Origin of the sequence: Tessaracoccus sp. O5.2 (genome assembly GCF_964266725.1) — a bacterium.
In the GTDB taxonomy this organism is placed as follows: domain Bacteria; phylum Actinomycetota; class Actinomycetes; order Propionibacteriales; family Propionibacteriaceae; genus Arachnia; species Arachnia lapidicapta.
Genome location: NZ_CAXWGV010000034.1, coordinates 172,280 through 179,320, shown reverse-complemented (window position 1 = coordinate 179,320; position 7,041 = coordinate 172,280). Strand labels below are relative to the sequence as shown.

The window sequence follows — 7,041 nt, the reverse complement described above, 5'->3', positions numbered from 1 at the left end:
GCCAGGGGCCGAAGGACGCGGGGAGGTCCCGCCAGGCGATCCCGGTCCGCAGACGGTAGATGATCCCTTCGATCACCTCGCGGTGGTCACGGAAGGGCCGCCCCCGGCGGCCGTCCGAGGACGGCATTAACGGCTCGATCCGGGCCCACGAAGCGTCATCGAGCACAGCAAAACGAGACATGAGTCAACAATCCCGCCCATCGACCCAGATCTTTGGGAGACACGCCCTAGCCAGCCGCCCTCAGCTACAGCCCCGCAGCCGCTGGGGCCCCGCCTGTCCCTGGTCCCCCCCCACCACCTCCCGGAAGCAAAGAGCGCATGACCCACGAACCCGCCGCCATCCCCGCGACCCTCTACGCCGCCACCTGCCCGTCCTGGTGCGATGGGGGACACCCGGCGTTCCTGACCCCGGACGCCTGCGCGGACCCGGCATTCAGCGACTACGTCCTACACCGCCGCGCCCTGGCCGTGGGGGAGCGGTTCGTGGTCTCCTACGGCATCGCCGAGACCATCGACCCGGAGGACCCCGAGGGGCCCTGCTTCGTCAGCGTCATCGAACCGGGGGCCACCCATCCCGGCGCGCTATTGCACGGCACCCCCGACCAACTGCGCCAGTGGGCAGGCACCCTCCTGGCCGCGGCCGACCTGGCCGACCAGATCACCGCCCAAGGCGACGGCGACCAGACCCGGACGGGGGCCCGGCCGTGAGAGACTCCCGCGCCCTGTGGGCCGACGCCCTAGAACAACTCGCCGCCTACATGACGCGCCGCGACTACTCCCCGGCCACCATCGAGCGCGTTGCCAAGCACCTGCGCCGCTTCGCCGGATCGGTGGACCTCGCCCCCTGGGACGTGGGCCCCCACCACATCACCGCCTGGCTGGAGTCGCAGCATGTCACCCCGGCTGGGCTCTACGCCTACCGCACCAGCCTGCGCACGTTCTACCGCTGGGCCGTGGCAACCGGCCGGGTCCTGGCCGATCCCACCGAGGGCCCCCGACCACACGACCACCTGCGCAGACTGGCACCGCCCGCGTGGGAGCACGCCCTCACCGGATGGGTGCGCTACTTGCGCGCCTCAGGCAAACCCCGAACCACCATCACCACCCGACTCCAGCAACTGCGCCGCCTGGGCCGCGAGATCGGGGCCGGCCCCTGGGAGGTCACCCCCGATGACCTGGTGGACTGGCTCGCCGGTCACCGCTGGAGCCCCGCAACCTCACGGTCCGTCCGCTCTGCCGTGCGCAGCTTCTACACCTGGGCCGTGGACCTGGGCCACACCACCGCAAACCCGGCTCTAGCGCTGCCCGTCGTGCGGGTCAGCCCGCCAGTGCCCCGGCCCGCGGGGGAAGATGCCTACACCGCCGCACTGCACGGCGCCGACCCGCGTCAGCGGCTGATGCTGCGCCTCTCCGCAGAGTTGGGCCTCCGGCGCGCCGAGGTCGCCGCCGTCCATACCTCAGACCTGCACACCGATGAACTGGGGCCGTGGCTGTGGGTGCGGGGCAAGGGCAGCAAGCTGCGTCGCGTGCCCGTCCCCGCCGACCTCGCCCGCGAACTCCGCGGCCGCCCGCCGGGCTACCTGTTCCCGAGCCAGCGCGCCGACCACCTGCGCCCCCGATGGGTCGGTCACCTCGTCAGCCAGCTACTGCCCCCCGGGGTCACCATGCACCAGCTGCGCCACCGGTTCGCCACCAACGCCTACGGCCGCACCCGCGACGTGTTCGCCCTGCAACAGGTCCTGGGCCACGCCAGCCCCACCACCACCCGCCAGTACGTCCGCAGCAACGACGCCGCCCTACGCGCCCTCGTGGACGACGCCCCCGAGATGAGAGCAGCATCATGACCACCAGCACAGCACTGCACCTGACCTGCCCCGCCGGGCATCGCGTGGGGACCCTCGCCCTGGTTGGATCGGCACTCACCCTGGAGCCCGTCACCCACCGCGGGCACATCTGGAAGAGCACCCGGCGCGCCGAAGCGGAGACCCTCGCGGACCTCGCCGAAGCTCCCGACTACATCGACCCCGACGAGGTCGACCATCTCCGCAGCGAGATGCACGAGCACACCGCACTGGACTCCCTCACCCTCACCCCGGACCGCGGGGCCCTGACGTGGGCCTGCCTCGACTGTTTCCGCGCCGGGATATCCGGGGCCACCCACCGACGCCGCTCCACGTACCACCACGGACGCGCCAAGCTCCGCCCATTCCTGGCGCTACTGGCTGCCCTGGACGAGACCGCCACCGTGACCGCCATGGAGTCCCGAGCCAAGCGCCTACTAGCCACGCTGGAACAGCCTGACCCCCGAGACGTCGAGCACCTCGCAGCCCTCGCCGGGGGTCTTCCTGCGCCAGCAACTGCCCGGGAGTACGACGATTGGGAACAGTTGGTCTACGTCATCCCCTCCAGCCGCGCCGCTGCGGCACGCTGGAGACAGCGCCGCCACAGCACCTGATCCGCCTGTGGACTGTAAGCCCCCGTGAAAATGACACACCGCCCGGTAACGTAGGCAACGCCCGCATACAGCCACACGCTGAGCGGGAGTAGCCGAGCCCCCACCGGGGGCCGTGCAACCCGGGTAGTCCGACCCTCGCCAGACGAGGGAAGGCACGCGGGTTATTCGCCGCACTCGAAAGCGAGTAACCCGCAATGTCCCTACGCCCCATCCCCGAACTGCTCACCGTGGCCGACGCCGCAGCAGAGACCGGCCTCAAAGAGCGCACCATCCGCCACCTGTTCGACACCCGAGCCGTGCCCCTGGTCAAGATCGGTACGCGCCTCTACGTCCGCCGCGCCGACCTCGTCGCCTACCTCGACTCCGCCACCGTCCCAGCGGCCGGACCGGAGCGCCGCCGATGAGCACCCTCACTGTCCGCAACGCACCGCCCTGGCCTGGCCCCGCCATCACCGCGGCAGCCTCTGAGGTCCTGACCGCCTACGCCCTCTACGCACTCGCCGCACCCCACGGGCAGCCCCTGGCATTCCCCAGCAGCCGCCACCTGCGCCGCGCCTACGTACCCACGCTCAGCCGCCGAGAATGGGGCAGAGCCCTGCGCGAACTCATCGACCTGGGACTAGTGGACCCCACACCCCAACGCGTGACCGTCACCCTCCCGACGAACCTGGTCCACAGCCCGGAGCGCGCATCATGACCGCGACACCATCCCCCGCGCTCTGCGTAGCGCAAATCCGACTCACCCGCGACGAGGTCGACGACACCGGCCGCCCCATCCCCGAGGCCTGCCGCAAACTGTTCGATGCCACGTTCACCGGCGTACCCGACAACGCGCCCGTCAGAGTTGAACTGCTCCTGGGCCCGGTGACCGTGCTGCCCTTCCGAGACCCTCCGGCGAACCTCGTCTGTCCCGTCCGACCCATCCTGCTCGACCTGTGGAAGAGCGTCAGGCCGCGTCCTGTGCAACTCCACGTCAAGGGCCCTCGCCACCTCGTGGCCGAGAGCTGGGCACAGCTCTGGAACGGGGGCCCCGGCGCATGACGTCGAACGAATGGGACTACTGGACCCCTGAGCCGCCCGAGGAACCCGCGAACGAGGAACCCGAGCACACCGCCCCACCGTCGAGCTGGGCCCCCGTCGACCTGGAGCCCGTGCTCAGTGGCACCTACGTTCCACCCACACCCACGCTATGGCCCCGGGCCGATGGGCTCTGCCTGCTCTACCCCGGCCTGACCCACTCCGTCCACGGAGAGTCTGAATCCGGGAAGTCACTCATCATCCAAGCCGAGACCGCACGACTCCTGAGCGCTGGGCATGACGTGCTCTATCTCGACTTTGAGTCTGACCCCGGGAGCGTCATCGACCGACTGAGGATGTTCGGGGCCGAGCCCGACGCCATCCGCAGCCACCTGCACTACGTCCACCCAGAGACGAACCTCCAGCGCTCCGACGCCCTCCGAGACTGGGACCAACTGCTAGCCCACCCCTACGCCCTGGCAGTCATCGACGGAGTGACAGAAGCGCTGACCATGTTCGGATGGGCCACCAAAGAGAACGACGACATCACCACCTGGCATAGAGTCATGCCCCGCCGCATCGCAGACAGCACGGGGGCCGCAGTCGTCCTGATCGACCACGTAACCAAGGACTCCCAGACCCGCGGCCGGTTCGCCATAGGTGGGCAGGCCAAGCTCGCAGCGCTCAGCGGTCCCGCCTACAGCGTGGAAGTCACCCAACCGCTGGGCCGTGGCCTACGCGGTGTGCTGTCGCTGAGGATCGGCAAGGATCGGCCGGGCTACCTGCGCCAGCGGTGCGGGCCCTTCCGGCACAACGACCGCACCCAGCAAGCCGCGGTAATCACCCTGGATGCCACGGTGGACCCACCGCGCTACGAGGTCGAGCCACCACGTGAGGGGCCCGACGAGGAAGCACACGAGTTCCGCCCAACCGCTCTGATGCAGAAAGTATCCAAGGAACTGGAAGACGCCCCGACGCCTCTCAGCCTCACCCAGATCGAGAAGCGCGTGTTTGGGAATACCGCACACATCCGGACCGCGGCAGCTTGCCTGGTCTCCGAGGGATTCGCCGCGATAGAGGACGGACCCCGCAACTCCAAGCTTCACCGCATGGTCAAGCCCTACCGAGAGCGAGAGGACCCCAAGAGCGACAACTACCGCCCCGAACCTCCAGCCCTGCCCGAACCATGATCACCGCCCGCCGCTCTCACTCGCTCAGCAGCGCTGGAACGTGGTCGGGAACGGCACTCGAAAGAGCGGACGGGGTCAACCCTCAACAACACCCCTGAGTGACTCCGACCCCGTCCACGTCCTTATAGACGTGGACGTGGTCGGGGTCACTCTCACCACGTCTACGGACGGAGTCGGACGCGGTCCCGGACGTGGTCGGGGTCGCGATCTCCGAGGATGTACCCAGACCGCACCAGCCCCGGGAAACCGCCCCCGTTTTTTCTGAGCCGGTCCCCAGACAACCCCGCGCCAGTCGCCATTTTCACACGCGGTCTCTAGAAAAACGGCAGTCACTGTGGACCCCTCACCGCGGGCAGCCCTGGTGCTCTCCGGTCCGCCGGCTCACCCTCGTCCGCCGGCCGGGACTCTCGTGGTCGCCCTCGCGGGGCCACGGCTCTCGTGGTCCGCCCGGCTCACCCTCGTCCGCCGGCTGGCTGCCCTGGTGCTCTCGTCCGCCGGCCGGGACTCTCGTGGTCGCCCTCGCGGGGCCCGGCTCTCGTGGTCGCCCGCCGAGGTGGTCGGGATCCCGACCACGTCCGACGCGAGCGCCCCGGCCGCGCTCTCGTCCGCCGGCTGGCTGCCCTGGTGCTCTCGTCCGCCGGCCGGGACTCTCGTGGTCGCCCTCGCGGGGCCACGGCTCTCGTGGTCCGCCGGCTCACCCGCCGGCCGGGACTCTCGTGGTCGCCCTCGCGGGGCCCGGCTCTCGTGGTCGCCCGCCGAGGTGGTGCGATCCCGACCACGTCCGACGCGAGCGCCCCGGCCGCGCTCTCGTCCGCCGGCTGGCTGCCCTGGTGCTCTCGTCCGCCGGCTCACCCTCGTCCGCCGGCCGGGACTCTCGTGGTCGCCCTCGCGGGGCCCGGCTCTCGTGGTCGCCCGCCGAGGTGGTCGGGATCCCCACCACGTCCGACGCGAGCGCCCCGGCCGCGCTCTCGTCCGCCCCTGGTGCTCTCGTTCGCCGGCCGGGACTCTCGTGGTCGCCCTCGAGGGGCCACGGCTCTCGTGGTCCGCCGGAGCAACCGAGGCGACTCTGCCTGACTCCGGGGGCATCGGAAACGTGGGCTTTCGTGGGCTTTCGTGGGCTATCTCGCTGTATTTCCGTGTATCATGACGTTACGCAAGAGCCCCCGAAATGGCCTCTGGTTAGGCGAAATGCCTAGTTGGTGGCAGGGGTCCTGGCCCGTTCCCAAGCTTGATACGCGGGTTCGATTCCCGTCGCCCGCTCCACGCGCGCCCCGGCCACACCGGCCGGGGTTCGTTCATTCCCGCCTCTCAGCGTCGCCTTCGGCGCCGTCGTCAGAGGGGGGTGTTCGCGGACTCCTCGATCTCGTGGCGCTTGTCGCTCACGTTGTCCTCCACCTTGCTGAACAGGTAGGAGGCGATCGCGCCCACCACCAGCATCGCGACGGCGAACAGCACCGCGACCGGCAGCGTCAGCCCGCTGGCGGTCAGGCCGGCGTCGGTGAAGGCCGGGAACACGACGGTGGGGAAGATCGCCAGCGACGACCCGACGACCATGCCGAGGATCAGGTGGTACATGGCGGCGTAGTAGCGGTCGAACAGCCATGCCGCGCCTCTGGCGAGCAGCAGGACGCACACCACGACGCCCACGGCGAGCGGGATGATGACCCCGAGGTCGCCGTCCTTGATGCCGCCGGCCATCTTGTCGTAGAGGCCGAAGTAGATGAGGAAGTTCGACGGCGACATGCCCGGCACGATGACGCCGAGGCCGATGAGGGCGCCGGACCCGAACCAGACCGGGATGCTCGGTGTCACCTGCACCAGCATCTGCCCTCCGGCGAGCATGAGGAGGAAGATGGCCGCCGCGGCCACGCCGAGGATGACGAGGTGCCGCGAGGTGCGCCCATGACGGCCCGCCTGACGGTAGAGCGAGGGGAACGTGCCGATGACGAAGCCGATGAACAGGCACGTGAACTGGGCCGCGTAGGAGTCGAACGCCGCCTTGACCAGGACGGAGAACGCGAAGATGCCGATCGCCATGCCGAGCGCGATGGGGATGAAGAAGGCGACGTTGCGCCAGAACCGCTTCCGCATGTCGGCAAGGAACCGGATCATCGGGTCGTACAGGCCGAAGATGACCGCCAGGACACCGCCGGAGAGCCCGGGCAGGATCGCCCCGACCCCCACCGCGACGCCCTTCAACAGCCGCCCGATCCACGAGCGGAGGCTCTCGGGGCGGTCGATGACCGAATCATGCAGGGCGGGTGCGGCCATGGGCTCTCATTTCTCGAAGGCGTCAGCCCCTCCACACTACGCCACCGCACCGGCCGGGCCGATATGCCGCGGGCCCGGGACTGTCCGCCTGGCACCGGCGCCCGTTAG

Annotated in this window: 9 protein-coding genes; 7 read left to right on the top strand and 2 right to left on the bottom strand. The window is 69.8% G+C overall.

The window, feature by feature from the left end; all coding sequences use genetic code 11:
* Window positions 1–181: transposase (locus tag ACFQPD_RS11005; protein WP_385900690.1), on the bottom strand; the 181-nt coding region annotated here is incomplete at its 3' end.
* 137 nt (window positions 182–318) lie between these two features.
* Between ACFQPD_RS11005 and ACFQPD_RS11000 the strand changes: the two genes are divergently transcribed.
* From ACFQPD_RS11000 to ACFQPD_RS10970, 7 genes are all read left to right on the top strand, one after another.
* Window positions 319–708, top strand: coding sequence for a hypothetical protein (locus ACFQPD_RS11000; RefSeq protein ID WP_385900688.1), 390 nt, complete (start codon window positions 319–321; stop codon window positions 706–708).
* Window positions 705–1,844, top strand: coding sequence for a tyrosine-type recombinase/integrase (locus ACFQPD_RS10995; protein WP_385900686.1), 1,140 nt, complete (start codon window positions 705–707; stop codon window positions 1,842–1,844). Before ACFQPD_RS11000 ends, ACFQPD_RS10995 begins: the two co-directional genes overlap by 4 nt.
* Entirely contained in the window at window positions 1,841–2,455 is a 615-nt protein-coding gene (locus ACFQPD_RS10990; protein ID WP_385900684.1) for a hypothetical protein, read from the top strand. The genes ACFQPD_RS10995 and ACFQPD_RS10990 overlap by 4 nt, the downstream gene beginning before the upstream one ends.
* 194 nt (window positions 2,456–2,649) lie before the next feature.
* Entirely contained in the window at window positions 2,650–2,859 is a 210-nt protein-coding gene (locus ACFQPD_RS10985) for a helix-turn-helix domain-containing protein (RefSeq protein ID WP_385900683.1), read from the top strand.
* Complete coding sequence (locus ACFQPD_RS10980; protein WP_385900681.1) at window positions 2,856–3,152, top strand: hypothetical protein; 297 nt, start codon at window positions 2,856–2,858, stop codon at window positions 3,150–3,152. Before ACFQPD_RS10985 ends, ACFQPD_RS10980 begins: the two co-directional genes overlap by 4 nt.
* Window positions 3,149–3,496 (top strand): hypothetical protein, encoded by a 348-nt coding sequence (locus ACFQPD_RS10975; RefSeq protein ID WP_385900680.1) that lies wholly within the window; start codon window positions 3,149–3,151, stop codon window positions 3,494–3,496. Before ACFQPD_RS10980 ends, ACFQPD_RS10975 begins: the two co-directional genes overlap by 4 nt.
* Complete coding sequence (locus ACFQPD_RS10970) at window positions 3,493–4,662, top strand: AAA family ATPase (protein WP_385900679.1); 1,170 nt, start codon at window positions 3,493–3,495, stop codon at window positions 4,660–4,662. The genes ACFQPD_RS10975 and ACFQPD_RS10970 overlap by 4 nt, the downstream gene beginning before the upstream one ends.
* Before the next feature lie 1,332 nt (window positions 4,663–5,994).
* On the opposite strand, the gene ACFQPD_RS10965 is transcribed toward ACFQPD_RS10970, so the two are convergent.
* Window positions 5,995–6,933 (bottom strand): DUF368 domain-containing protein, encoded by a 939-nt coding sequence (locus tag ACFQPD_RS10965; protein ID WP_385900677.1) that lies wholly within the window; start codon window positions 6,931–6,933, stop codon window positions 5,995–5,997.
* Window positions 6,934–7,041: the final 108 nt, after the last annotated feature.

Excerpts from the sequence above, each read along its gene's own strand:
- ACFQPD_RS11000 (WP_385900688.1), top strand. The coding sequence starts at position 319 with ATGACCCACGAACCCGCCGCCATCCCCGCGACCCTCTACGCCGCCACC.
- ACFQPD_RS10990 (WP_385900684.1), top strand. The coding sequence starts at position 1,841 with ATGACCACCAGCACAGCACTGCACCTGACCTGCCCCGCCGGGCATCGC.
- ACFQPD_RS10985 (WP_385900683.1), top strand. The coding sequence starts at position 2,650 with ATGTCCCTACGCCCCATCCCCGAACTGCTCACCGTGGCCGACGCCGCA.
- ACFQPD_RS10980 (WP_385900681.1), top strand. The coding sequence starts at position 2,856 with ATGAGCACCCTCACTGTCCGCAACGCACCGCCCTGGCCTGGCCCCGCC.
- ACFQPD_RS10975 (WP_385900680.1), top strand. The coding sequence starts at position 3,149 with ATGACCGCGACACCATCCCCCGCGCTCTGCGTAGCGCAAATCCGACTC.
- ACFQPD_RS10970 (WP_385900679.1), top strand. The coding sequence starts at position 3,493 with ATGACGTCGAACGAATGGGACTACTGGACCCCTGAGCCGCCCGAGGAA.
- ACFQPD_RS10965 (WP_385900677.1), bottom strand. The coding sequence starts at position 6,933 with ATGGCCGCACCCGCCCTGCATGATTCGGTCATCGACCGCCCCGAGAGC.